This window comes from Aureicoccus marinus (assembly GCF_002954325.1).
Taxonomy (GTDB): Bacteria; Bacteroidota; Bacteroidia; order Flavobacteriales; family Flavobacteriaceae; genus Aureicoccus; species Aureicoccus marinus.
Window position 1 is genome coordinate 1,472,576 of the sequence record NZ_MQVX01000001.1, and the last position, 23,086, is coordinate 1,495,661.

At 45.2% G+C, this 23,086-nt stretch carries 28 protein-coding genes, 2 tRNA genes and 1 pseudogene; 20 read left to right on the forward strand and 11 right to left on the reverse strand.

Annotated features, from left to right (window positions below):
* The 5 genes from BST99_RS14455 to rplT form a co-directional block, all read left to right on the forward strand.
* Positions 1–289, forward strand: a 289-nt coding sequence (locus tag BST99_RS14455; RefSeq protein WP_219843820.1) for a hypothetical protein, incomplete at its 5' end; no start/stop codon positions are given.
* A gap of 11 nt (positions 290–300) precedes the next feature.
* Positions 301–2,241: a threonine--tRNA ligase gene (gene thrS / locus BST99_RS06800; RefSeq protein ID WP_105001136.1), complete on the forward strand. Its 1,941-nt coding sequence runs from the start codon at positions 301–303 to the stop codon at positions 2,239–2,241.
* Between the two features lie 95 nt (positions 2,242–2,336).
* A complete protein-coding gene (gene infC, locus BST99_RS06805; RefSeq protein WP_219843855.1) occupies positions 2,337–2,834 on the forward strand; it encodes a translation initiation factor IF-3 in 498 nt (165 codons plus the stop codon).
* Between the two features lie 56 nt (positions 2,835–2,890).
* A complete protein-coding gene (gene rpmI / locus BST99_RS06810) occupies positions 2,891–3,088 on the forward strand; it encodes a 50S ribosomal protein L35 (RefSeq protein WP_105001138.1) in 198 nt (65 codons plus the stop codon).
* An 81-nt stretch (positions 3,089–3,169) separates the two neighbouring features.
* Positions 3,170–3,514, forward strand: a complete 345-nt coding sequence (gene rplT / locus BST99_RS06815; RefSeq protein WP_105001139.1) for a 50S ribosomal protein L20 — start codon at positions 3,170–3,172, stop codon at positions 3,512–3,514.
* A 261-nt stretch (positions 3,515–3,775) separates the two neighbouring features.
* Here the strand turns inward: rplT and BST99_RS14905 are convergent.
* A pseudogene (locus tag BST99_RS14905) lies at positions 3,776–4,030 on the reverse strand (secondary thiamine-phosphate synthase enzyme YjbQ); the annotation flags it as partial.
* 12 nt (positions 4,031–4,042) lie between these two features.
* Positions 4,043–4,204 carry a YjbQ family protein gene (locus BST99_RS14910; RefSeq protein WP_317046125.1) on the reverse strand — a complete coding sequence of 54 codons (162 nt, stop codon included), beginning with the start codon at positions 4,202–4,204 and terminating at the stop codon, positions 4,043–4,045.
* 79 nt (positions 4,205–4,283) lie between these two features.
* Here BST99_RS14910 and BST99_RS06825 point away from each other — a divergent pair, with 79 nt between their 5' ends.
* Together BST99_RS06825 and BST99_RS06830 are read left to right on the forward strand one after the other, a co-directional pair.
* Positions 4,284–5,087 (forward strand): HAD family hydrolase, encoded by an 804-nt coding sequence (locus BST99_RS06825; protein WP_105001140.1) that lies wholly within the window; start codon positions 4,284–4,286, stop codon positions 5,085–5,087.
* A 43-nt stretch (positions 5,088–5,130) separates the two neighbouring features.
* On the forward strand, positions 5,131–5,463 hold the full coding sequence (locus tag BST99_RS06830; protein WP_105001141.1) for a hypothetical protein: 333 nt from the start codon (positions 5,131–5,133) through the stop codon (positions 5,461–5,463).
* Here the strand turns inward: BST99_RS06830 and BST99_RS06835 are convergent.
* The 5 genes from BST99_RS06835 to tgt form a co-directional block, all read right to left on the reverse strand.
* Positions 5,460–6,644 carry an asparagine synthetase B gene (locus tag BST99_RS06835; RefSeq protein ID WP_245916290.1) on the reverse strand — a complete coding sequence of 395 codons (1,185 nt, stop codon included), beginning with the start codon at positions 6,642–6,644 and terminating at the stop codon, positions 5,460–5,462. The genes BST99_RS06830 and BST99_RS06835 overlap by 4 nt on opposite strands.
* 82 nt (positions 6,645–6,726) lie before the next feature.
* Positions 6,727–8,250, reverse strand: a complete 1,524-nt coding sequence (gene dnaB / locus BST99_RS06840) for a replicative DNA helicase (protein WP_105001143.1) — start codon at positions 8,248–8,250, stop codon at positions 6,727–6,729.
* Between the two features lie 126 nt (positions 8,251–8,376).
* Positions 8,377–9,330 carry an acetyl-CoA carboxylase carboxyltransferase subunit alpha gene (locus BST99_RS06845; protein ID WP_105001144.1) on the reverse strand — a complete coding sequence of 318 codons (954 nt, stop codon included), beginning with the start codon at positions 9,328–9,330 and terminating at the stop codon, positions 8,377–8,379.
* A 66-nt stretch (positions 9,331–9,396) separates the two neighbouring features.
* Positions 9,397–10,479 carry an LptF/LptG family permease gene (locus BST99_RS06850; RefSeq protein ID WP_105001145.1) on the reverse strand — a complete coding sequence of 361 codons (1,083 nt, stop codon included), beginning with the start codon at positions 10,477–10,479 and terminating at the stop codon, positions 9,397–9,399.
* Positions 10,479–11,603: a tRNA guanosine(34) transglycosylase Tgt gene (gene tgt, locus BST99_RS06855; RefSeq protein WP_105001146.1), complete on the reverse strand. Its 1,125-nt coding sequence runs from the start codon at positions 11,601–11,603 to the stop codon at positions 10,479–10,481. Before tgt ends, BST99_RS06850 begins: the two co-directional genes overlap by 1 nt.
* A 140-nt stretch (positions 11,604–11,743) precedes the next feature.
* On the opposite strand from tgt, the gene BST99_RS06860 reads away from it, so the two are divergent.
* From BST99_RS06860 to BST99_RS06870, 3 genes are read left to right on the forward strand one after another with little or no spacing between them, the layout of a single operon-like run.
* Positions 11,744–12,589, forward strand: a complete 846-nt coding sequence (locus tag BST99_RS06860; protein ID WP_105001147.1) for a transketolase — start codon at positions 11,744–11,746, stop codon at positions 12,587–12,589.
* A 1-nt stretch (position 12,590) separates the two neighbouring features.
* Positions 12,591–13,550, forward strand: a complete 960-nt coding sequence (locus BST99_RS06865) for a transketolase family protein (RefSeq protein WP_105001148.1) — start codon at positions 12,591–12,593, stop codon at positions 13,548–13,550.
* 37 nt (positions 13,551–13,587) lie between these two features.
* Positions 13,588–14,187, forward strand: coding sequence for an outer membrane beta-barrel protein (locus BST99_RS06870; RefSeq protein WP_105001149.1), 600 nt, complete (start codon positions 13,588–13,590; stop codon positions 14,185–14,187).
* A 43-nt stretch (positions 14,188–14,230) separates the two neighbouring features.
* On the opposite strand, the gene BST99_RS06875 is transcribed toward BST99_RS06870, so the two are convergent.
* The gene (locus BST99_RS06875; protein ID WP_219843821.1) at positions 14,231–15,175 is read right to left on the reverse strand and encodes an FKBP-type peptidyl-prolyl cis-trans isomerase; all 945 of its coding nucleotides are present in this window, start codon (positions 15,173–15,175) and stop codon (positions 14,231–14,233) included.
* 94 nt (positions 15,176–15,269) lie between these two features.
* Between BST99_RS06875 and BST99_RS06880 the strand changes: the two genes are divergently transcribed.
* Complete coding sequence (locus tag BST99_RS06880; protein WP_105001151.1) at positions 15,270–15,662, forward strand: RNA-binding S4 domain-containing protein; 393 nt, start codon at positions 15,270–15,272, stop codon at positions 15,660–15,662.
* Positions 15,663–15,671: 9 nt separating this feature from the next.
* On the forward strand, positions 15,672–16,169 hold the full coding sequence (locus BST99_RS06885; protein ID WP_105001152.1) for a phosphoribosyltransferase family protein: 498 nt from the start codon (positions 15,672–15,674) through the stop codon (positions 16,167–16,169).
* On the opposite strand, the gene BST99_RS06890 is transcribed toward BST99_RS06885, so the two are convergent.
* On the reverse strand, positions 16,157–16,687 hold the full coding sequence (locus tag BST99_RS06890; protein WP_105001153.1) for a shikimate kinase: 531 nt from the start codon (positions 16,685–16,687) through the stop codon (positions 16,157–16,159). The two genes, BST99_RS06885 and BST99_RS06890, sit on opposite strands and share 13 nt — an antisense overlap.
* 117 nt (positions 16,688–16,804) lie before the next feature.
* Between BST99_RS06890 and BST99_RS06895 the strand changes: the two genes are divergently transcribed.
* A tRNA-Lys gene (locus tag BST99_RS06895) sits at positions 16,805–16,877 on the forward strand.
* Positions 16,878–17,064: 187 nt separating this feature from the next.
* On the opposite strand, the gene BST99_RS06900 is transcribed toward BST99_RS06895, so the two are convergent.
* Positions 17,065–17,322 carry a hypothetical protein gene (locus tag BST99_RS06900; protein WP_105001154.1) on the reverse strand — a complete coding sequence of 86 codons (258 nt, stop codon included), beginning with the start codon at positions 17,320–17,322 and terminating at the stop codon, positions 17,065–17,067.
* 6 nt (positions 17,323–17,328) lie between these two features.
* On the reverse strand, positions 17,329–17,538 hold the full coding sequence (locus BST99_RS06905) for a DUF6090 family protein (RefSeq protein WP_105001155.1): 210 nt from the start codon (positions 17,536–17,538) through the stop codon (positions 17,329–17,331).
* Positions 17,539–17,731: 193 nt separating this feature from the next.
* Between BST99_RS06905 and BST99_RS06910 the strand changes: the two genes are divergently transcribed.
* The 7 genes from BST99_RS06910 to BST99_RS14620 all read left to right on the forward strand — a co-directional run bounded on the left by BST99_RS06910 (position 17,732) and on the right by BST99_RS14620 (position 23,082).
* Positions 17,732–17,815: transfer RNA gene (locus tag BST99_RS06910), tRNA-Leu, on the forward strand.
* A gap of 125 nt (positions 17,816–17,940) precedes the next feature.
* Positions 17,941–18,840, forward strand: a complete 900-nt coding sequence (locus BST99_RS06915) for a MerR family transcriptional regulator (RefSeq protein WP_105001156.1) — start codon at positions 17,941–17,943, stop codon at positions 18,838–18,840.
* 5 nt (positions 18,841–18,845) lie between these two features.
* The gene (locus tag BST99_RS06920; protein ID WP_105001157.1) at positions 18,846–20,312 is read left to right on the forward strand and encodes a phytoene desaturase family protein; all 1,467 of its coding nucleotides are present in this window, start codon (positions 18,846–18,848) and stop codon (positions 20,310–20,312) included.
* A complete protein-coding gene (locus tag BST99_RS06925; protein ID WP_105001158.1) occupies positions 20,309–21,148 on the forward strand; it encodes a phytoene/squalene synthase family protein in 840 nt (279 codons plus the stop codon). The genes BST99_RS06920 and BST99_RS06925 overlap by 4 nt, the downstream gene beginning before the upstream one ends.
* Before the next feature lie 4 nt (positions 21,149–21,152).
* Positions 21,153–21,602, forward strand: coding sequence for a sterol desaturase family protein (locus BST99_RS06930; protein WP_105001159.1), 450 nt, complete (start codon positions 21,153–21,155; stop codon positions 21,600–21,602).
* The gene (locus BST99_RS14615; protein ID WP_245916205.1) at positions 21,602–22,285 is read left to right on the forward strand and encodes a phytoene desaturase family protein; all 684 of its coding nucleotides are present in this window, start codon (positions 21,602–21,604) and stop codon (positions 22,283–22,285) included. The genes BST99_RS06930 and BST99_RS14615 overlap by 1 nt, the downstream gene beginning before the upstream one ends.
* Positions 22,273–23,082, forward strand: coding sequence for a phytoene desaturase family protein (locus BST99_RS14620; RefSeq protein ID WP_394335606.1), 810 nt, complete (start codon positions 22,273–22,275; stop codon positions 23,080–23,082). Before BST99_RS14615 ends, BST99_RS14620 begins: the two co-directional genes overlap by 13 nt.
* Positions 23,083–23,086: the final 4 nt, after the last annotated feature.

A 23,086-nucleotide genomic window follows, 5' to 3' on the forward strand; every position in this document is an offset into this window, starting at 1 on the left:
AAAAAAAAAACCTCAAACAAGGCCTCTCATACCTTCAAAAAAACCGCCTTTTTCTATCAAAGCGGGTGCAAATATAGAAAGCTTTTTTACGTTTGACAAAAAAGTTGCGAAAAATCGACAAATAATTTTTAACAATTTGAATTTCAATTGTTTACAACTTCACTTTATTCAGAAAATGTTGTCAACGCTCTCAGAGTCAATGTTTGAGCCATTTTTTACCCTTATTCGAAAAATGCCGCAATCCTTTGCCCCCCTACTTCAAGCGTCTATCTTTGCGCCCATAATATAGATGGAGTACCTATGATACAGATTACCCTTCCCGATGGAGCCATAAAGGAGATGCCCGAAGGCACTACTCCTTTTCAAGTGGCACAAGACATCAGCGAAGGCTTGGCGAGACAAGTCATTTCAGCAAGCTACAACGGAACAACTGTCGAAACCCACACTCCATTGACCACGGATGGTCAGCTCACTTTATATACGTGGAAGAACGACGAAGGAAAAAAAGCCTTTTGGCACTCTTCTTCTCACGTGTTGGCCCAGGCCTTGGAAGAACTATACCCTGGGATCAACCTGACCATTGGTCCAGCCATTGACAACGGCTTCTATTACGATGTTGATTTTGGAGAGCACACCGTTACCGATAAGGACTTTAAAACCATCGAGCATAGGGCCCTCGATATCGCTCGCGGCAAACACGATTTTAAAATGCGCTCTGTTTCGAAAGCGGACGCTCTTTCCTATTATAAAGAACAAGGCAACCCATTCAAGGTTGAATTGATCGAGAATCTCGAAGACGGAGACATCACCTTCTGCGATCACAGCTCTTTTACAGACCTGTGTAGAGGAGGTCACATACCCAACACCGGTATCATAAAGGCCTTCAAGGTGCTCAGTGTTGCTGGTGCCTACTGGAGAGGAGACGAGAATAAACCACAATTGACCCGGGTCTATGGAATCTCTTTCCCCAAACAAAAAGAATTAACCGAATACCTCACTCTGCTGGAGGAGGCCAAAAAGCGCGATCACCGCAAATTGGGGAAAGAGCTACAACTCTTTACCTTTTCTCAAAAAGTAGGTCAAGGGCTTCCTCTTTGGTTGCCGAAAGGTGCTGCCTTGCGCGAACGCTTGGAACAATTCCTCAAGAAAGCACAGCGCAAAGCCGGTTACGAAATGGTGGTGACTCCCCATATCGGTCAGAAAGAGCTTTACGTGACTTCAGGGCACTATGCGAAATACGGGGAAGATAGCTTTCAGCCCATCCAAACCCCGAAAGAAGATGAGGAGTTCCTACTCAAACCTATGAACTGCCCTCACCACTGTGAGATTTACAACACCAGTCCTTTCAGCTACAAGGACCTACCGAAACGCTATGCAGAATTCGGAACGGTCTACCGCTACGAACAGAGTGGTGAACTCCATGGACTTACCCGTGTACGAGGTTTTACTCAAGACGACGCCCATATTTTCTGTACGTCGGACCAACTCTTGGACGAGTTCAAAGGAGTTATCGACCTCACCTTATATGTATTGGGATCTCTTGGGTTCGAAAACTTTACTGCTCAAGTCTCGGTTCGCGATCCAGAAAATCCAGATAAATATATCGGAGAGGTTGCCAACTGGGAAAAAGCGGAATCAGCCATCATTCAGGCCGCAGAAGAAAAAGGTCTTCCTTTTGTCATAGAAGAAGGAGAAGCGGCTTTCTATGGTCCAAAACTGGACTTTATGATTAAAGATGCGCTGGGACGCAGCTGGCAATTGGGTACCATTCAGGTCGACTACAACCTACCAGAGCGTTTTGACCTCACCTATAAAGGGAGTGACAACGAACTGCACCGTCCGGTTATGATTCATCGCGCTCCTTTTGGAAGTCTCGAGCGTTTTGTGGCTTTGTTGCTGGAACACACCGGAGGAAACTTCCCCTTGTGGCTGATCCCCACACAGGCTATCATCTTGCCTATCAGTGAGAAACACGAAAAATACGCCGAAAAAGTTTTAAATTCTCTTGAAAATAACGAAATTCGCGCGCTCATTGACGCTCGGAACGAAACCGTCGGCAAGAAAATCAGGGAAGCAGAAATGCAAAAAATTCCTTTTATGATTATCGTCGGAGAGCAAGAGGAGTCGTCTAATACGCTTTCAGTCCGCAAACACGGTGGAGACGATTTGGGAACTTTAAGCGTTGAAGAATTTAGTGACTTGATCGAAAAAGAAATTAGTAGTATTTTAAAGACGTTCTGAGTCGAAAAATTAAGTGTAACTAAAACAGTAGTACCATAGCAATACGAAGAAGATTTAAACCTCAACCGCGGAGAGAGAATAAAAATCCGCACAACATCAACGACAAAATCACAGCTCGTGAAGTTCGATTGGTGGGAGATAATGTTGAGATGGGGGTGTACCCTATTGCCAAAGCAATGGCAAAAGCACGTGAACTGGAATTGGATCTGGTTGAAATTTCTCCAAAAGCTGATCCACCAGTGTGTAAGATTATTGATTACAAGAAATTCCTCTACGAGCAGAAGAAACGCGACAAAGCCATCAAGGCCAAAGCAAGCAAAGTGGTCGTTAAGGAGATTCGTTTCGGTCCACAAACCGATGACCACGATTACGACTTTAAAAAGCGTCATGCCGAAAAGTTCCTGAAAGACGGAGCAAAACTGAAAGCGTATGTTTTCTTTAAAGGTCGTTCGATCGTCTATAAAGACCAAGGAGAGATCTTGTTGCTCAAATTGGCCCAGGAACTAGAAGAATGGGGTAAAGTGGAACAGATGCCGAAACTCGAAGGGAAGCGTATGACCATGTTCATCGCTCCCAAAACAGTAAAGAAATAAACCGGCCTTAAAGCCGGCTTTGAAAATAACGCGGAGGTAATTTAAGAAAGCTAGACATGCCGAAAATGAAGACCAAATCCAGCGCCAAGAAACGTTTTACGATTACGGGTTCTGGTAAAATCAAAAGAAAGCACGCTTACAAGAGTCACATCTTGACCAAAAAGTCGAAAAAGCGTAAGCTTAAATTGACGCATTCCACCCTAGTCCATGACTCGGATGTGAACAGCATCAAAGAACAACTTCGGTTGAAATAAGAAAAACCGGTACATTATTAACCCTGGAGTCAGGCTTCAAAAGTGTTGTTTCAACCGCCTGCTACAAAAAAATGAAAACAAATGCCAAGATCAGTTAATGCAGTGGCCTCAAGGGCCAGAAGAAAAAAAGTAATGAAGCAGGCCAAAGGATACTTTGGTCGTCGTAAAAACGTGTGGACGGTAGCGAAAAACGCTGTTGAAAAAGCGATGCAATACGCTTACCGCGACCGCCGTAACAAAAAGAGAACCTTCCGTGCTCTTTGGATCACCCGTATCAACGCTGGTGCTCGTCTACACGGACTATCTTACTCTCAATTTATGGGTAAGGTGAAGGCAAACAATATCGAATTAAACCGTAAGGTTTTGGCTGATTTGGCCATGAACCACCCGGAAGCATTCAAGGCGATTGTCGAGAAAGTAAAATAAATTAGGAACCTTCCTTCGCAAAAATCCCGCCCTTTCGGCGGGATTTTTACTTTATCCCTAGTTCAACGATAGATTTTGGTCAATAACAGGACAAAATCGACCATTTATACAAATCAGGAAGTGGATTGGCTTTACTGCGTGTATTTTACACTAACCATTAAACTCATCCCACATGAAAAGCAAAGTTTCTGTAGAAGCCATTTCGGCCATAGCCTTGTTGTGCTATGTATCCTGCCTACTCCTATTGGCATTCATTACGAATTAAGCTTTTTTGCCCCAAGCAGTGAGGAGTAGTCGTCGACCACCACCGTGGTTGCGATGCTCACCCAAGTAAACCCCTTGCCATGTACCCAAATGCAATCGCCCATTCCGAATAGGCAGTTGCACATCATACCCTAATAGAGCTGCCTTTAAATGAGCAGGCATATCATCGCTACCCTCGTAGATGTGTGTAAAATAAGTCGCGTTTTCCGGTACGGTACGGTTAAAAAAAGATTCAAAATCTACCCGAACACTGGGATCAGCATTTTAGCTCAGACTCAGAGAGGCAGAGGTATGCTTGATAAATACTTGTAACTGACCACAAGCCCAATCTCGTATCTCCGGCACCTCTTCATTGAGAATCTCCGTAATCAAATGAAAACCTCTTGGGTATGGTCGAAGCTGAATTTCTTTCTGTATCCATTCCATAGCTCAAAACTAGCCATTATTTAACCTTGACTTCCCTCCTGCTCTTCCGAAATCCTCTACTTTCGCAGAAAACCTGCATATGCCTTCTTCTTCGATTAAAATGGTGGTCACCGATATGGACGGGACCCTGCTGAATTCTAATCACCAGGTGAGTGACCGCTTTTTTGAACTCTTCAGCGAACTGAATCAAAAAGGCATTCAATTTGTCGCCGCCAGTGGTCGGCAATACGGCAGTATGCTGAGCAAACTGCACAGTATTCAGAAAGACCTCATTATCATCGCAGAAAATGGGGCCTATGTGCGTCAACAAGAAGATGAACTCCTCCTGACCCCAATCGGGCAAGAGAATATCCATAAAATACTGGATCAAACCCTTCCGCTCTCCGGAGCCAACCCTGTGCTGTGCAGCAAGACCAATGCCTATGTTCAGTCGGACGACACCCATTTCATCAATCTTTTAAAGGAGTATTATTCGGGTTACGAACTGGTTCCCAGCGCTTATGAGGTCACGGACGAAATTCTCAAAGTAGCGGTGCATCACTTTGAAGATTCAGAAAAGCACATCTACCCGGCCGTTGAGCAGTTTGAACCAGGCATGAAGGTGAAGGTCTCCGGAAACCATTGGGTGGATATTTCGCATCCCGATGCCAATAAAGGCTACGCTTTGGATTTTGTGATCCGAAAAATGGGGATTCAACGAGAAGAACTGCTGATCTTCGGAGACTACAATAACGACCTGGAAATGCTGGAAATGGCGCACTACAGCTATGCCATGGCCAATGCCCACCCTAACGTAAAAAAGGTGGCTAATTTCGGTACTTTAAGCAATGATGAACAAGGGGTGGAAAAAGTACTGGAATCCCTCTTAGCCGAGCTTTCCTAAGGGAACTACACCTAAATCCCTTATCTTCCATAAAAATCTTCGAATGGCTTTTCCTTATGTAATCATGGCGGTGGTCTTCTTAGCCATGGCTCTAAGCAATATCATTGTGCCTGGAAGTGTTCTGGGAATGAGAAGAAACCAAGACCTTTTCAAAACAAATCCCTTGGCCAAAAAGTACCTGCAGCGGTGTAATCTACTGCTCCTGATTTCGTCAGGGCTCTATATTGCAACCTACGTCTTTTTTGTACAAAGGTTCAATTTTAAAACACTGACCGTCCCTCTTCTTTTTCTGGTACTGGTGGTGAGCGTTTCACCCATTCGAAAGTACAGTGCTCGTTTAAAGCAATTGGCCAGTGAACAAGAAGCTCGTTCTTAGGTCTTTTGCTTCTTTTTTCGTGCGGCCGGAAAGAGTACGTTATTCAGGATCAAACGGTAACCTGGTGATGTTGGATGTAAGTCCAATTCTGTCTTAGGGTCTCCAACACGATGCTGGTAGTCTTCTGGATCGTGCCCGCCATAAAACGTAAAAAATCCTTTTCCTTTAATTCCATGAATATAGCGAGCCTCTCCATTGCCCCTATTCTCACCCAATACAATAACCGTCGGTTTGATTTCACCTCGGACAAAAGCAGTGGTCTGCCCCATAAAACCCTTGACTAAGGCGGTGTGGTTTTGGGTTAGCATCGTTGGTACGGGATCCCACTTGGCGGAGAATTCCATCAAAGCAAAATAATCCGTGTCCTTAGGGACCCCTCTCTTGGACGTCATATCAATAGAAGAAAACTCATAACGCAATGGAGATCGCTCCAAGGTAAAATCCGTAAAGGCAAAGGTTCGGTCATAATCCAAGAGCGATTGGTAGTTGGCCTGAGAAGGGTCACCGTCGAACATGGGTTCACAAATATCCACACCATTGGCCGCCAAAGCGATATCAAAACTATCGGTGGCCGAGCACATGGCGAACATAAATCCACCTCCGATCACATAACGACGTATCTTTTCGGCTACCGCTCCCTTTTGCTCCGAAACCTTGTCATAGCCCAATTTGCGAGCACGCTGTTCAGCCAGTCGCTTGCCCTCAATATACCAGGGCGCTGCGCGATAAGCTCCATAAAACTTTCCGAATTGCCCGGTAAAATCTTCGTGGTGTAAATGTAACCAATCGTAAATGGCGAGGCCGTCAGAGAGTACCTCCTCGTCGTATATGGTGACATATGGGATCTCAGCATAAGTGAGCACCATGGTTACGGCGTCGTCCCAGGGCTGTTTGTCCTTTGGCGAATACACCGCAATCCGAGGAGCTTTTTCTAAAATAACCGCCTCCTGATTCTGAGATGGACTAGCGATGGCTTCTAACAAGCCCGCTGCTTCGCCATCCGACAGCACTTCAAAGGAAACACCGCGAATCTGGCATTCCTTGCGGGTTTCTTCCAAATCAGGCAATAGAAAAGCACCGCCACGGTAGTTCAATAACCACTGAACCTTCTGTTGCTTTTGAAGCACCCAATAGGTTATACCATAGGCCTTCAGATGGTTCTTCTGGCCTTCAAAATCCATGGGAATCAAAAGCTGAGAACCCAAAACACTCTGTAGGCTACCTAAGTAGAACAAAAAAAGTACTAAGCTACGGCCCAAAGGCTTAAAAAGGGACATCTCCGTCTGGGGACGGAAATGCCTGATCGGCAGAAGGGAAAGAATCTGGTGAAATGCGGTTCTCCTCATCATCATTCATTTTTGACTCAAATTGGTAAGGGAAGTCAAAGTCCTCTAAGTTATCGAATTTACCCAGCTGCCCGATGAACTTTAACCGTATATTATCAAGTCCACCATTTCTGTGCTTGGCCACGATAAACTCTGCCTGCCCTTCTGTAGGAGAACGTTCTTCATCGTCCCATTCGTCTATTTTGTAATATTCCGGACGGTAAATAAAGGAAACGATATCCGCATCCTGCTCAATAGCACCCGATTCCCTCAAATCCGAAAGGATTGGACGCTTGCTTCCCCCCCTGGTCTCTACGGCACGTGAGAGCTGTGATAGTGCAATAACCGGCACATTGAGTTCCTTTGCCAACGCTTTGAGGTTTCGAGAAATAGTCGAGATTTCCTGTTCCCTATTTCCTCCTTTTTGACTCGTTCCTGCGGTCATCAACTGCAAGTAATCGATGATGATCATTTTAATCTTGTGCTGAGAAGCCAATCGACGTGCTTTTGCCCGTAAATCGAAAATAGAAAGCGAGGGTGTATCATCGATGAACAAAGGAGCCTTCTCCAAGTCCTTTACCTTCACATTGAGTTGCTCCCACTCGTGCTTTTCGAGCTTTCCGGTTCTCAGTTTCTCAGAAGACAGACCAGTTTCTGAAGAAATTAGTCGGGTGATCAGCTGAACCGACGACATCTCTAGCGAAAAGAAAGCCACCGGAATGTTAGAGTTGACGGTCATATTACGGGCCATGGATAAGGTCAAAGCCGTTTTACCCATACCCGGACGTGCCGCAACAATGATTAAATCACTGGGCTGCCAACCCGAAGTCAACTTATCGAGTTTATCAAAACCTGTCGGAATTCCACTAAGTCCCTCCTGGTTGGAGATTTCTTCAATCTTTTTCTTGGCCTGAATCACCAAGTTCTGAGCCGTTTCTGCCGAGCGCTTGAGGTTTCCTTGGGTTACCTCGTACAATTTCGCTTCGGAGTGATCCAACAGATCAAAAACATCGGTGCCTTCATCATAGGCACGCTCAATAATGTCACTACTGATGTGTATAAGGCTTCTTTGAATGTACTTCTGAAGAATGATCCGAGCATGAAATTCAATGTGGGCTGAAGAACTGACCTTTTTGGTCAAATTAATCAGGTTGAAGTCCCCTCCTGCTGCTTCGAGTTTGCCCATTTTTTTGAGCTGGGCCGAAACCGTTAATAAGTCCACCGGTTCTGCCGATTCGAACAAAACGAAGATGGCTTCAAAAATGTGGCGGTGGGCTTCCAAGTAGAAAGCATCGGGATGCAAAATATCGATGACCTCATCGACTCCTTTGCGGTCAATCATCATCGCACCAAGCACAACCTCTTCTAAATCAGTAGCTTGAGGCGGTATTTTACCTTGCTCCAAGGGAACAACCACTGGTTTGCCTACGGTTCGGCTTGCTTTGGGGCGAATTTCGTTCATGAAGGCTAAAGTAAAAATTTAGTTTTGGGTTACACCATGCAAAGACGTACCCGATATCCACTTTCAGGAAAGTGAGTTGTGTATAAACCGGTGATAACCGGTTAATAAGTCAAGGTCAAAAATGGGCTATCCCGAATATACTCCCATTTGGGAATATTTCTCCATGCGTTGCTTAACCAATTCCTTTGGGGATAACTTATCCAAAGCCTCAAAGTGCTCCAAAATCTTGGCCTGAACACTGGCAAAAGTTTCTTCTCGGTCGGTATGAGCACCTCCAGCGGGCTCTTTGATGATCTCATCTACCAATCCGAGACCCTTCATGTCTTCAGCGGTCAATTTAAGCGCTGAAGCCGCCTGTTCTTTGTATTCCCAACTTCTCCATAAAATAGAGGAACAGGATTCTGGAGAGATCACAGAGTACCAGGTATTCTCCAACATAAGAACCTTGTCACCAACACCAATACCCAATGCCCCACCAGAAGCACCTTCTCCGATAATCAAAACGATTACGGGTACCTTCAAGCGGGTCATCTCCAAGATGTTTCGAGCAATGGCTTCACCTTGGCCACGCTCCTCTGCTTCAATACCAGGATAGGCTCCGGGAGTATCGACAAAAGAAACGACTGGAATACCAAATTTCTCCGCAGATTTCATCAAGCGCAAAGCCTTGCGATATCCCTCTGGGTTCGCCATACCAAAATTGCGGTACTGACGGGTCTTGGTATTGAAACCCTTCTGTTGTCCAACAAACATGAAGGTTTGATCCCCAATTTTTCCGAGTCCACCGATCATGGCCTTATCATCCTTTACCGTACGGTCTCCGTGTAATTCCAAAAAGGAATCCCCACAAAGGGCTCGGATGTAATCCAGGGTGTAAGGACGGTTGGGGTGACGGGACATTTGAACGCGCTGCCAAGCACTGAGGTTCCCATAAATTTCAGAACGGGTTTCCGCTAACTTTTTCTCGATCTGTAGACAGGTTTCGGTGACATCTACATCACTCTCTTCCCCGATCACACGGCACTTCTGCAGTTGCTCTTCCAGCTCCTTAATGGGCAATTCAAAATCCAGGTACTCCATACTTCAATTTTGGGGGGTTGGGTTTTTTGTAAAGGCAAATATAGAACTTTCTCTTACTCTGCGAGCCTATCTTTTGGCCTTCATCAACATAAAATATCCGAGGGTCCCAAACAGTACATTGGGAATGATCACAGCCAACAAAGGGTTAAACCCAGACTGCTCCGCCAAGGTACCGAATACCTTGTCAAAAAAGATGTAAATAAAGGCTACACCAATCCCGAAGGCGAGGTTGACTCCCATTCCCCCTCTGCGCTTAACAGAAGACACGGCGACCGCCGTAATCGTCAGAATAAAAGCGGCGATCGGCATGGCCCATCGTTTGTACTTCACCAAAACATAGGTATTGATATTGGACGCCCCTCGACGACGTTGATCAGCGATAAACTGATTGAGTTCAAAAAGGTTTTTGGTATCGGCTACATACGATACTTGGGTCAGGTCGTTGATCTCGAAGGCAAAGAGGGTATCGAGACGGCGCTGGGTCAACACGCGTTCCCGCCCTTCTCGTAGACTCCGCTTTGTGTAAGTGGTCAGACGGTAGAGTGAATCTTTCTCCATCCAGCGAATCGTCGCTGCAGAGATCTTGTATTCCAACTGTTTGTTTTCATCAAAATGCTCATAGGTGAAGTTGTATCCGATTTGCCTGTTCGGATCGAGTCGACTCACATAGATATAATCATTCTCGCTGAGCTGATTGAAAATATTCGTGGTTTGACGGTCTTGCCTACCCCGGTGAAAATAATTGTATTCAAACTGGCTGTACCCAACACTTGCTTTGGGAACAATGAACTGCCCCAAAACAAAAATCATGACTGCGACTAAAGAGGCACCGATCATGTAGGGACGCAAGAATCTCCAATAAGAAACACCCGAACTTAGAATCGCCACAATCTCCGTCTTACTGGCCATTCGGGAGGTAAAGAAAATAATGGATAGAAAAAGAAAAACAGGAAGGAGCAGATTTCCAATCACCAGCGTAAAGTTCCCGTAGTACTCGATCACCTCTTGTAAAGGCGCTTCATTATCGATGATTTTACCGATTTTCTCGGCCAGACTGGCCATGATCCCAATGGGGATAAAAAGCAGAATCATCCCTGTTAAGGTCAGGAGATAACGTTTTAAGATGTACCGATCGATAATGGTTAACATCAGCGTCTTCGGTTTAGTTTCTGAACGAGTTCATCTTTCCAATCATAGAAATCTCCTGCTAAAATACGGGCTCTCGCCGTCCTGACCAACCAGAGGTAAAAACCGAGGTTGTGCAAAGTGGCAATTTGCTTTCCTAAGAATTCATTGGCGGCAAATAAATGACGTAAATAGGCCTTGGTGTAAAGGGTATCCACATAACTGTAACCATTCTCATCCAGTGGAGAAAAATCGTTTTCCCACTTTTTATTCTTGATATTGATGGTGCCTTCCGCTGTGAACAACATCCCATTACGGGCATTCCGTGTCGGCATCACACAGTCGAACATGTCGATACCCCGCGCAATATTCTCGAGTAGATTGGCCGGAGTTCCCACCCCCATGAGGTAGCGAGGCTTCTCTTCCGGTAAAATGGCACAGACGACTTCGGTCATGGCATACATTTCTTCGGCAGGCTCTCCAACTGAAAGGCCTCCAATCGCATTACCAGGGGCATCTAGATCCGCGATAAATCGAGCGGACCGCTCTCGCAAATCAGGGTAAACCGATCCTTGAACGATCGGGAAGAAAGCTTGCTCGAAGCCGTATCGGACGGGGCTCTTTTCGAGTCCTTCAATACAGCGATGCGCCCAGCGATGGGTCATTTCCATGGATTTTTCGGCATAGTCCCAATCACAGGGATAAGGGGTACACTCATCAAATGCCATGATAATATCGGCTCCGATACGGCGCTGAATATCCATGACGGATTCCGGTGTAAAGAAGTGGGTTGACCCGTCTATATGAGATTTAAACTTGACTCCCTCCTCCGTAATCTTGCGGTTGTCGGCCAGGGAATACACCTGATAGCCTCCACTATCAGTGAGAATATTCGAAGACCAGCTCATGAACTGATGCAGACCACCCGCTTGTTCAAGAATTTCCATTCCTGGTCTCAAATAGAGGTGGTAGGTGTTCCCTAAAATGATAGGAGCCTTGGTATCTTCCTCGAGCTCAGATTGGTGAACTCCTTTGACGGAAGCCACCGTTCCAACAGGCATAAATATGGGTGTGGGTATACTGCCGTGGGCGGTTTGGATTTCACCGGCCCGGGCTTTTCCTTCTTTTCCCTCTATGGTAAATTTCAAGATACAGGCTTTAAGCCTTCAAAGATAAGAAGGTTAATCCGGAGGAAGAGGACTAAATCCTTGTTGGTAATTAAGACCGGAGCACCTTGCTTGCAGCAGCGGAAGGCCTTATTTTTACAAGACAAAATAGTACAATACCTATGGCCGATTTAACCGCTTTAGAGCAGCTAGTCCCACAAGTAAGAAGGGATATTCTGCGAATGGTACACCAAGTGAATTCCGGGCACCCAGGAGGATCGCTGGGGTGTACTGAGTTTTTTGCCGTTCTCTACAACCACATGATGGAGATCAATGAGGGTTTCAATATGGACGGTGTTGGAGAAGATCTTTTCTTCCTTTCGAACGGGCACATCTCTCCGGTATATTACAGCATTCTTGCCCGTAGAGGCTACTTTCCGGTAGAAGAATTGGCCACCTTCCGTAAAATCGACTCCCGATTGCAAGGTCACCCAACCACGCACGAAGAATTACCTGGAGTCCGAATCGCCTCAGGTTCCTTAGGTCAAGGGATGTCCGTTGCCATTGGAGCCGCCCTCGCTAAAAAACTCAACAAGGATTCTCACTTGATTTATAGCCTGCATGGAGATGGCGAACTACAAGAAGGCCAAAATTGGGAAGCCATCATGTACGCCGCCGGAAATAAAGTCGACAATTTAATCGCCACCATCGATTGGAATGGGCAGCAAATCGACGGAGCGACCGAAGACGTGCTCCCTTTAGGAGACATCGGAGAGAAATTCCGTGTGTTTGGCTGGGATACCGTAGAAATCAAAAACGGAAATGACCTGGCCTCTGTAGTGGGGGGATTGGAAGAAGCCAAAAGCCGAACAGGCAAAGGAAAACCTGTTGCCGTCATGCTAAAAACCGTCATGGGGAATGGTGTGGACTTTATGATGTATACCCACGCTTGGCACGGAAAAGCGCCAAATGATGAACAATTGGCCACGGCCCTCGAACAAAACCCAGCAACTTTAGGAGACTACTAAGATGATGAAATACACAGATCAAGGTAAACAAGATACCCGAAGCGGCTACGGAGCCGGAATGACAGAACTGGGCAGAACCAACCCTAAAGTAGTCGCCCTTTGTGCGGACCTGGTTGGCTCATTGAAAATCCAAACCTTTATTGACGAAAATCCCGAACGATTTTTTCAGGTGGGTATCGCTGAAGCCAATATGATGGGAATCGCTGCAGGCTTGACCATCGGTGGCTACATCCCCTTTACAGGAACTTTCGCCAACTTTTCTACAGGTCGGGTATACGATCAGATTCGACAATCCATCGCCTATTCCGACAAAAACGTGAAAATTTGCGCCTCCCACGCCGGAATTACCTTGGGAGAAGATGGTGCGACACACCAAATACTGGAAGACATCGGCTTGATGAAGATGTTGCCTGGGATGACCGTGATCAACCCTTGTGACTTCAACCAAACCAAGGCCGCTACCCTGGCCATTGCAGATTGGCACGGACCGGTATACTTGCGTTTCGGAAGACCAAAAGTGGCTAACTTTACCGCTCCTGATCAGATCTTTGAAATCGGTAAAGCCTTGACCATGCAAGATGGGACTGATGTGACTCTGGTAGCCACAGGACACCTGGTCTGGGAAGCACTAATTGCAGCTGAGAACCTGGCGAATCAAGGAATTTCGGCCGAAGTAATTAATATCCATACGATAAAACCTCTCGACGAGGAGGCTCTTGTTCGATCAGCTCGTAAGACAGGATGTGTTGTAAGTTGCGAAGAACACAACTTCTTAGGGGGTCTTGGAGAAAGTGTGTCTCGCACTTTAGCACAGCATTTGCCGACTCCTCAGGAGTTTGTCGCTACGAAGGATACCTTTGGTGAAAGTGGTACCCCCGCCCAACTGATGGAGAAATACGGCCTAAATAATAAATCTATTGAGGCTGCCGTTCTCAAGGTAATCAAGCGTAAAGCTCAATAATGTTCAACCGACCAACACGGTCACAAATAGAGAATCTATGTTACGAAAATCAATCTTATCGCTGGCCTTCGTGCTAGTGGCCTCATTTACCATGGCCCAATCCGGAACGGGATGGGGAATCAAGGGAGGTTTAAACTACAATGGAAATGGTAATTTCTTCTCGGACGCCACAGCGGCCGCTGAGGATCCTGATCGCGCTGTAGGGTATCACTTGGGTATTTATGGTAAATTGGGTAACCGCATTTACCTTCGCCCAGAGCTGGTGTATACCCGGATTAGCTCTACATACGATGAAGGAGATCTGAAGATTAGCAAACTGGATATTCCTGTTTTGTTAGGGATAAAAGTATTTGGCCCATTACACGCCTTTGCTGGACCTTCATTTCAATACATCATTAATGGTGAGATTCAGGACGTAAGCGTATCGGATGTCGAAAAGGACTTCACCGTAGGTGCTAACTTAGGCTTAGGTGTAAACCTTGGACGTTTAGGTTTGGAAGTGCGTTACGAAAGAGGATTCACAGAAAATGAAGTGAACTTTATCAATTCTAATATTCTGGATACCTCAGGACGTGTAGACACCCGACCTAATCAGGTCATTTTTAGTTTGTCTTACCGCTTGAAGCCAGGCAACTAAGACGTCCTATTTTGATATAAAAAAGCCCGCAATTGCGGGCTTTTTAGTTGGTGTCCGGATCGAGGTGATCAAAAACCCCGTCGCCATCGGTATCCCTAAACACGGGATTACCCTCCCCATCGAAGTCAATCTCATCACGTGTAGGAGTACCATCATTATCGTCATCGAAGTCGAGGAAATTCGAAATTCGCAGCGTATTCGTCTCTTCGTCTTCGTCTGTGTTATCGTCGTACAGAAAGCCATTACCATTCAGATCCTCCATAATCGATGGAATCCCGTCTCCGTCGTGATCGGTCTGGTTATAGGCGAATAGTTCTACTGTAAAGATAAGCGGCGCATACTGCGGGATCCCACCGAAAAAGCTATTGAATGAGCCCAAACCGGAAGGAAAGATGAACATCCCTACCCCATAATCCTCAACAGAAAAGGTACCATCAGGATTAATGATGGGTGCTCCTCCTGTTCTAAAGTGTTGCATCCCCACAGAGAATCCACGGAATCCCTCCAAAGGTGCCTGAATCTGGGCTAAATCAAACCATATCGCTGTTTCCGTAGCTCCATCAAAGACGCGCCTATCTAAGGTAATTCCTTGGTAGCGAACAAAAGTAGAATCTGCCTCAGAGGGATAAGCCCCTACTCCTTCGCGAGCCACTAAATAATAATAGGTGTGGGGAATATCCTCTTCCCCGTCTTCCAAAGCAAATTCAGTCGCTGAAACAGTAACCGTAGCGCTGCTAACTTGCTCTAAAAGGGGAATTTTATCACTGTTCTCCCCGGCAATGGTATCAATTACAATACGAAAGTCAAATCCAGCGGGGGGATTCTGAAATTCCTCGTAATTGTAAAAGTGGGTAGACAAAAATTCCTGAATTTCGTCATCGTTTTCGGGAGCAACCTCAGACAATAACCTTGGTGGTACTGTTACAATACCATTGTCGTCATTTCCGCAGGAAACAGCGATCAAAGCCAATCCGACTAGTATGAGCACTCTCTTTATTACCATAGTATCTGCAATCTATACAAGGGCGCAAGATACAATTTTAGCCTATTTTTGTGAGGTGTTTAACAAAGATTTGTAGCCCGTGCGCATTGATAAATTTTTGTGGTGTACCCGCTACTTCAAAACCCGAAATCAAGCGACAACCGCTTGTAAAAAAGGGCTCATCAAAGTGAATGAGCAAGTGGTCAAACCTTCGCGTGAAATTTTCCCGCAAGACAAGATTGAATTGCGGAAAGATCAGGTGGAAATGAGTTTGACGGTTTTGGAAATTCCAGCAAGTCGTGTTTCCGCAAAGCAAACCGGTCTCTACCGGCTGGACACCACCTCTGCTGAGGCCTTCCAGCACCGCGAAATTCAGTTGTTAGCCAGGGAACACTACCGAAAAAAAGGGATGGGACGTCCTACCAAAAAGGACCGCAGAGATATAGACGAATACCTGGAAGAAGGAGAACCAAATACCGAACGGGAGCACTAAGAACTACCTATGAAAAATCAAATACTACAGCACGCCGAAGTAGAGCATAAGATTCGACGCATAGCCTATCAAATTTATGAGGCCAACGTGAATGAGAAAGTACTTGTTATTGCTGGTATAACTGGAGGAGGTCAATTGTTCGCCAAGAAGCTTCAATATCTATTAGCAGAAATCACGGATGCCGAAATTCTGGCCTGTGAAGTGCTCATCAACAAAGAAAACCCCCTGGCTGCTCCGATAACGACTAGTCTATCGGCGGAACAAATCAAAGGGAAGTCAGTCGTGCTGGTCGATGATGTTTTGAATTCAGGAACCACCTTAATTTATGGGGTACTTCACTTTCTGCAAATTCCGGTAAAACAATTAAAAACAGCTGTGATGGTGAATCGCAACCACAAAAAATACCCGGTTAAGGCTGATTTCAAAGGCATCTCACTATCAACCTCACTACAAGAACACGTGCAAGTCGATCTAAAAGGAAAAAAGTTTGGCGTCTATTTAGAGTAAAGACATGCACGCGCAACACGCTCCACCGCCTGCTCCACGGTCAAACCATCCACATCCACCACATAGGACGCCTGGTTGTAATAAAACTGACGCTCAAAAAGGTGTTTGCGAATAAACTCTTCCAGTTGTTCTTCGGTCAAATGAGCGATCAAGGGCCGTTTTGCCCGCCCTCTTTTTAAGCGTTCCAACAGACTTACTAAGGACAACTTTAAATAAACGGTTTTCACTCCGGCCGCATGCAAGATATCGAGGTTTTGTCCGTAGCAAGGTGTTCCTCCACCTAAGGCCAGTACCTGTCCCTGCTCTCTTTGTACTTCTGTGGTCAATACTTGGGTTTCTAATTTGCGAAACGCAATTTCACCCCCTGAAGCAAACAGTTCTTTTATGCTGGTTCCCGCATGGGCTTCAATCTGGTCATCCAAATCCCGAAAAGGCAATTTCAGGCTGGTAGCCAAGGCTTTACCGAGGGTCGATTTTCCGGATCCCATATATCCCAAAAGGGCAATGATTTCTGACATTACACGGCTTTTATTTCAATTTTCAAATTTATTGCTTTACTCCCTTGATTAATCAATTTAAGGCTTTATATTTGCACCCTCTTAAAGGAGATTTGGTATTCTTAAAGGCCAAATTTTGACCTGATAGCTCAGTTGGTAGAGCATCTCCCTTTTAAGGAGAGGGTCCTGGGTTCGAGCCCCAGTCAGGTCACTTCAAGAATCATTGGTTAAAGTCTGTAAATCCTTTTACAGACTTTTTTGTTTGTATTGATTAAAGCTCTTTTTAAGATTCCTGAAAACGTATGGAGTTCTTCTTTTATCAATGCTTGCAAATTTTCAGTTATAACAATGACTCTTTTAATTCTGATCAAACCTGATCTGTAATTGTCCTGGTTAAGTCATAGAATGCCTTTAGCACCTTTCTCTTCTGCAAAGGCGATATAGTCCTTAACAACGAGATAATTCCTGTATTTAAAATCCAGTCCCTTGGATTTCGCCACTTCATAAGCCTTGGTCAGGGGTTGAAAACAATCCAATTTAACAACATTCCTTAGCCAGTATTTAAGACTGTCCTGCTCCCTTGGACTCCAATGACTCCCTAAAATCTTTTGGGTAGAATTTACCGCGGCATCAAAGTTGGAGGAGACATCCTTCAAGGTTAATTAGTCTTTGATCAAGTGTGCACTCAACTGTTCTAAAATTTCTTTTTTAAAGGCCTTATTTTTCTCGTACTCATTCCTCTTATTAATTTGAAGAGCGATCAATATGCCGATGACCACCAAAACAATCTCCCCTAAAGCATAAAGCAGGAATTTACTGAAATGGTTTTCACTCAGTAATTTTTGACGGATTCGTCGGAAAAATTTTAACATGCTCTAATTGGCTTGATTTTCCTAAAGTTAGGACTGTAGGAATCTTTATTTTCAGGCGGATCCCCTGCCTAGATTATTTGTGGAATTGATTCACTTTGTTTTATCTTCGCGGCTCCAAAAATCCGTTTGGTTTTATTTACACTACTAGAGTGTGGTTCCTCAAAAAATCAAAACGGTATTTAATGATCTTCAGGCCCACGTGGCGGAATTGGTAGACGCGCTACCTTGAGGGGGTAGTGTTCGCAAGGACGTGCTGGTTCGACTCCAGTCGTGGGCACTTAGATCATTCCACAAAACCCCATTGTAACACACAGATTTTCAACGAAAAAGCAAATTTTAACGCTTGTTTGGGACCCCTAACTGTTTTATATTGTAAATTTGTTTAACTCTTTGACGCAAAGAATGAACAATGTAAAGAAGAATTTCAGCATAAGAGACCTGGAAAACCTTTCAGGAATCAAGGCGCATACCATCCGTATTTGGGAGAAGCGCTACAATCTTCTTTCGCCTGAACGAACCAGTACCAACATTCGAACCTACAGCTTGCAGAGCTTACAGAAGCTGTTGAATGTTACCCTGCTTTACAACAACGGATACAAGATTTCCAAGATTGCCAAAATCCCGGAAAGCGAAATCCCGGTTATTGTTCACGAGATCATTTCGAAAAACAGCGAAAAGAACCACGCCATTAATGCCTTTAAACTGGCGATGGTCAATTTTGACTCCACCCAATTCTACAACACCTACAATAGCTTACTGGCAGAGCGGTCTTTCCGCGAAATTTTCACCGAAGTCTTTGTTCCCTTGCTGAATGAGCTCGGATTGCTTTGGCAAACCGACACTATCAGTCCATCCCACGAACACTTCATCACTCACCTGATCAAACAAAAAATATTTATCCATACCGAGAAGCTGCAAATGTTGGAGCCCTCCAAAAAGGATAGAGTATTTGCCCTCTACCTCCCTGAAAACGAGATTCACGAAATCGGTTTGCTCTTTGTAAACTACGAAATCGCTTTACGGGGATACAAGACCATTTATCTTGGACAATCCATGCCCATGGAAAGTCTAGTGGATCTTATGAAATACTACGACAATATCTGTTTTGTAAGCTACTTTACAGTGAGCCCAACCAAAGACGGTATTGTGGAATACATGCAGGACTTCAAAAAGTACTTCTTCTCTTCCGGCAATAGTGAATTGTGGATACTGGGGTACCAAATCCAGCATCTCGCTGGTCAATCCTTACCTGAAGAAATTCGAACCTTCAACTCCATCGAGCAGCTGGCCGATGCCTTGTAACTTTTATGGCACAAATTGGAATTATAGGATCAGGGTTTTCCTCGCTTTCGGCGGCTTGTCACTTAGCTAAAGCGGGGCATTCTGTTCAAGTTTTTGAGAAAAACCCAACCCTTGGAGGTCGAGCTCGTCAGTTCAAAAAAGAAGGATTCACATTCGACATGGGCCCCAGCTGGTACTGGATGCCAGACATTTTCGATAAGTTCTTCGGCCAATTTGGGAAGAAGGTTTCGGATTACTACATCTTAGACAAACTGGATCCGGCCTACAAGATCTTTTTCTCTGATGACACCATCACCATTGGTGATACCATGAACAAAATCGCCAAAGAATTTGATCGCATTGAACCGGGCAGTTCCATTCCTTTACGCAAATTCATTGCGAAGGCTCAAGAGAATTACGATATCGCCATCAACAAGGTGGTACTCAGACCGGGACTCTCTCCCTTGGAATTGGTAACTCCCGAAACGGTTGCCCGTGTTGACCAGTTTTTCAAGACCATTAGCGACGAAGTCCGCAAAAACTTCAAGAACCCTAAATTGATTTCGACCCTGGAGTTCCCAGTACTCTTCTTAGGGGCTAAACCCAACAAAACACCTTCCTTCTACAGCTTTATGAACTACGCCGATTTTGGCCTAGGTACCTGGCATCCGAGAGGGGGCATGTACGAAATCATTAAAGGCATGGTACGTTTGGCGGAAGAGTTAGGCGTGAGTTTTCATACCAGAGCCGGTGTAGAAGAAATTCTTGTAGATAAGGGCAGAACCAATGGGCTACGGTTAGAAGATCAGCGTGAGTTCACTTTCGATATTGTGATCAGCGGAGCTGATTACCAGCACTCCGAAAGTCTCTTGTCTGAAAACTACCGCCAGTACTCCCAAAAATACTGGGAGTCCAAAACCTATGCTCCATCATCCCTCCTGTTCTATGTGGGCTTCAACAAAAAATTCAAAGGTATTGAGCACCACAACCTGTTCTTTGATACCGATTTCGGAAAACATGCAGAAGAAATTTACGACCACCCCCAGTGGCCTTCTTCTCCTTTGTTTTACGTGAACTTTCCTTCTGTTACCGATAAGACCATGGCACCAGAAGGCAAGGAAGCTGGATTCTTCCTTATCCCGATTGCCCCTGGATTAGAGGATACTCCCGAGCTTAGAGCCCAGTACTTCGATATTATTATTGAACGGCTGGAGCGCATTACAGACCAATCGGTAAAAGAGCATATTCTTTTTCAGGAGAGCTTTTGTGTAAATGACTTCATTTCTGAATACAACTCTTTTAAGGGGAATGCTTACGGCATGGCCAACACCCTAAGACAAACCGCCTTCTTGCGTCCTAACCTGAAAAGCAGCAAAGTCAAAAACCTTTATTTCACCGGTCAGCTGACCGTACCGGGACCCGGCGTTCCTCCGTCACTTATTTCAGGAAAGCTGGTTTCGGATCTCATCCAAAAAAAATCAATTGTCCAATGAAATCTATCTTTGACACGGTCTCTTACCAATGCAGCAAGGTAGTGACCACTTCCTATAGCACTTCCTTTTCTATGGCGACCAGAATGCTTTCAGGCAGCATTCGCAGCCATATCTACAATATTTATGGCTTCGTGAGATTTGCTGACGAAATCGTCGATTCATTTCACGATTACGACAAACCAGATTTGTTTGATCGCTTCGAAAAAGAATTGCACATGGCCATCGAAAACAAAATCAGTCTCAACCCTATTCTAAATTCTTTTCAGCACACCTACCATACTTACGGAATTACTCCAGACTTGGTCGATGCTTTCATGAAAAGTATGCGCATGGACTTGAGCAAAAAAGATTACAAAACCCAAGAAGAGTATAAAGAATATATCTACGGTTCTGCCGATGTGGTGGGCCTCATGTGTCTGCGCGTTTTTGTCAAAGGAGACGATGCAGCTTATGAGCGTTTAAAAGACTCCGCCATGGCTCTTGGCTCTGCCTTTCAGAAGGTTAATTTTTTACGAGACCTCAAAGCGGATTTCGAGGTGCTTGAAAGGACATACTTCCCTGATACCAATCTCATGGAACTGGACGAGGCTTCCAAGGTGCGCATTATTGAAGAAATCAACGCCGACTTTGCAAAAGGGTACGAGGGCATCAAGGAGTTGCCTGTAGAATGTAAATTTGGAGTCTACACCGCTTACCGCTACTACAGCCGTTTACTTCAAAAATTGAAGAGCACACCTCCCATGGAAATCCAGCATACGAGAATTCGCGTTCCGGATTACGAAAAATTTGGGCTCTTGGCCAAGTCTTACGTAAATTACAAACTACAACTGTTTTAGACTCATGACCATATTTATCGGGATCCTCATCTTTTTGGCCACCTTCGCCGTTATGGAAGGGATGGCTTGGTTTACCCACAAGTACATTATGCACGGCTTTTTGTGGTCGCTGCATAAAGATCACCACCGAAAAGATCACGATTCTTGGTTTGAACGCAACGATGCCTTCTTCATTTTTTATGCCGTATTGAGTATGTCTTTGATCATGATCGCTGACAATACTTCCTTTTGGTACGGTTGGCCTTTAGGACTGGGTATTTTGGCCTATGGAATAGCGTACTTCTTTGTTCACGACATCTTTATTCACCAGCGATTCAAGATGTTCCGCAATGCGAACAATTGGTATGCCCGAGGGGTACGTCGCGCTCATAAAATGCACCACAAGCATTTAGGTAAAGAGGATGGTGAATGCTTTGGGATGCTTTGGGTTCCTTTAAAATACTTTAAGCGTTAATGCCACGGGCGGTGGTGATCGGCGCAGGTGTTGCTGGTCTGGCTACGGCTATCCGTTTACAAATTAAGGGCTATCAGGTTGACGTTTATGAAGCCAACGCCTATCCCGGAGGAAAACTACATCAGCAGACCCAAGACGGTTATCGCTTTGATTTAGGCCCTTCCCTTTTCACTTTACCTCATCTGGTTAACGAACTCTTTGAACTGGCCGGAGAATCTCCGGAAGATCATTTTCGGTACACCCAAAAAGAAACGGTATGCCATTATTTTTGGGAAGACGGTACGCGCTTTCAAGCTCCCGCTCAGGTCGATCAATTTGTTTTGGAAGCAAGCCATGCTTTCTCGGTAAAACCAGAAAATTTAAGGGCTTACCTAAAACGCAATAAATCCAAGTACGAGCTGACCAAGTCTCTGTTTTTGGAGAAGTCACTGCACAAATGGACTACCTACCTGAGCAGAAATACCCTGAAAGCCTTGGCCAACCTGGCGCAATTTGATTTGACCAAAACCTTGGACCAAAGCAACAGGGCTTATTGGAAATCCGAAAAGCTGAACCAACTCTTTAACCGTTACGCAACTTACAACGGATCCTCTCCCTACAAAACACCCGGTATCATGTCCCTAATTCCGTATCTGGAAATGGAATTGGGAACTATTCCCCGGTGGGAGGGATGCACTCTATAACCTATAGCCTTTGGAAATTGGCACAAAGACTCGGCGTTCTATTTCATTTTGAACAAAAAGCTGAACGCATCCTTGTAGAAAAGGGTATTGCCGTCGGAATCCAAGTAAACGGGATCAAGGTGGAAGCCGATAAAATAGTGTCCAATATGGATGTCTTTCCTTCTTATCGCCAACTGATGCCTGATCAAAAAGCACCAGAAAAAACACTGGCACAGGAACGTTCAAGTTCTGCCTTAATCTTTTACTGGGGCATAAAGAAGAGTTTTCAGGAATTGGACCTCCACAACATCCTCTTCAGTGATGATTATCCAGGCGAATTTAAAGCCCTATTTGAGGAGAAAACTCTGCATCCTGATCCAACGGTCTACATCAATATAACCTCCAAGGAAGAGGCCTCTGATGCACCACTTGGGTGTGAAAATTGGTTCGTGATGATCAATGCTCCCGGAGATTACGGACAAAATTGGGAAGAGCTCAAGCAACAAGCCAGAAAAAATATTCTGGAAAAGCTTAGCCGTGTTTTGGGTTGCGATATTGAACCGCTCATACAAACAGAGTTTACCCTTGACCCACCGGGTATTCAAGACGCGACCTCCTCTTACCGCGGAGCACTCTATGGAGCAGCGAGCAACGACCGAATGGCGGCCTTCTTACGGCATCCGAACTTCAGCTCCAAAATCAGAAATCTGCATTTTTGTGGAGGCTCTGTCCATCCCGGCGGAGGAATTCCTCTGTGCTTACTATCAGCCAGAATCACCGCAGACCTCATCCCAACTCCCAATCCGATAAGCGCCTAATTGC

Coding starts and splice junctions, on each gene's coding strand:
- thrS (WP_105001136.1), top strand. CDS start 301: ATGATACAGATTACCCTTCCCGATGGAGCCATAAAGGAGATGCCCGAA.
- rpmI (WP_105001138.1), top strand. CDS start 2,891: ATGCCGAAAATGAAGACCAAATCCAGCGCCAAGAAACGTTTTACGATT.
- rplT (WP_105001139.1), top strand. CDS start 3,170: ATGCCAAGATCAGTTAATGCAGTGGCCTCAAGGGCCAGAAGAAAAAAA.
- BST99_RS14910 (WP_317046125.1), bottom strand. CDS start 4,204: ATGGAATGGATACAGAAAGAAATTCAGCTTCGACCATACCCAAGAGGT.
- BST99_RS06825 (WP_105001140.1), top strand. CDS start 4,284: ATGCCTTCTTCTTCGATTAAAATGGTGGTCACCGATATGGACGGGACC.
- BST99_RS06830 (WP_105001141.1), top strand. CDS start 5,131: ATGGCTTTTCCTTATGTAATCATGGCGGTGGTCTTCTTAGCCATGGCT.
- BST99_RS06835 (WP_245916290.1), bottom strand. CDS start 6,644: ATGGATTTTGAAGGCCAGAAGAACCATCTGAAGGCCTATGGTATAACC.
- dnaB (WP_105001143.1), bottom strand. CDS start 8,250: ATGAACGAAATTCGCCCCAAAGCAAGCCGAACCGTAGGCAAACCAGTG.
- BST99_RS06845 (WP_105001144.1), bottom strand. CDS start 9,330: ATGGAGTACCTGGATTTTGAATTGCCCATTAAGGAGCTGGAAGAGCAA.
- BST99_RS06850 (WP_105001145.1), bottom strand. CDS start 10,479: ATGTTAACCATTATCGATCGGTACATCTTAAAACGTTATCTCCTGACC.
- BST99_RS06860 (WP_105001147.1), top strand. CDS start 11,744: ATGGCCGATTTAACCGCTTTAGAGCAGCTAGTCCCACAAGTAAGAAGG.
- BST99_RS06865 (WP_105001148.1), top strand. CDS start 12,591: ATGATGAAATACACAGATCAAGGTAAACAAGATACCCGAAGCGGCTAC.
- BST99_RS06870 (WP_105001149.1), top strand. CDS start 13,588: ATGTTACGAAAATCAATCTTATCGCTGGCCTTCGTGCTAGTGGCCTCA.
- BST99_RS06885 (WP_105001152.1), top strand. CDS start 15,672: ATGAAAAATCAAATACTACAGCACGCCGAAGTAGAGCATAAGATTCGA.
- BST99_RS06890 (WP_105001153.1), bottom strand. CDS start 16,687: ATGTCAGAAATCATTGCCCTTTTGGGATATATGGGATCCGGAAAATCG.
- BST99_RS06905 (WP_105001155.1), bottom strand. CDS start 17,538: ATGTTAAAATTTTTCCGACGAATCCGTCAAAAATTACTGAGTGAAAAC.
- BST99_RS06915 (WP_105001156.1), top strand. CDS start 17,941: ATGAACAATGTAAAGAAGAATTTCAGCATAAGAGACCTGGAAAACCTT.
- BST99_RS06920 (WP_105001157.1), top strand. CDS start 18,846: ATGGCACAAATTGGAATTATAGGATCAGGGTTTTCCTCGCTTTCGGCG.
- BST99_RS06925 (WP_105001158.1), top strand. CDS start 20,309: ATGAAATCTATCTTTGACACGGTCTCTTACCAATGCAGCAAGGTAGTG.
- BST99_RS06930 (WP_105001159.1), top strand. CDS start 21,153: ATGACCATATTTATCGGGATCCTCATCTTTTTGGCCACCTTCGCCGTT.
- BST99_RS14615 (WP_245916205.1), top strand. CDS start 21,602: ATGCCACGGGCGGTGGTGATCGGCGCAGGTGTTGCTGGTCTGGCTACG.
- BST99_RS14620 (WP_394335606.1), top strand. CDS start 22,273: ATGCACTCTATAACCTATAGCCTTTGGAAATTGGCACAAAGACTCGGC.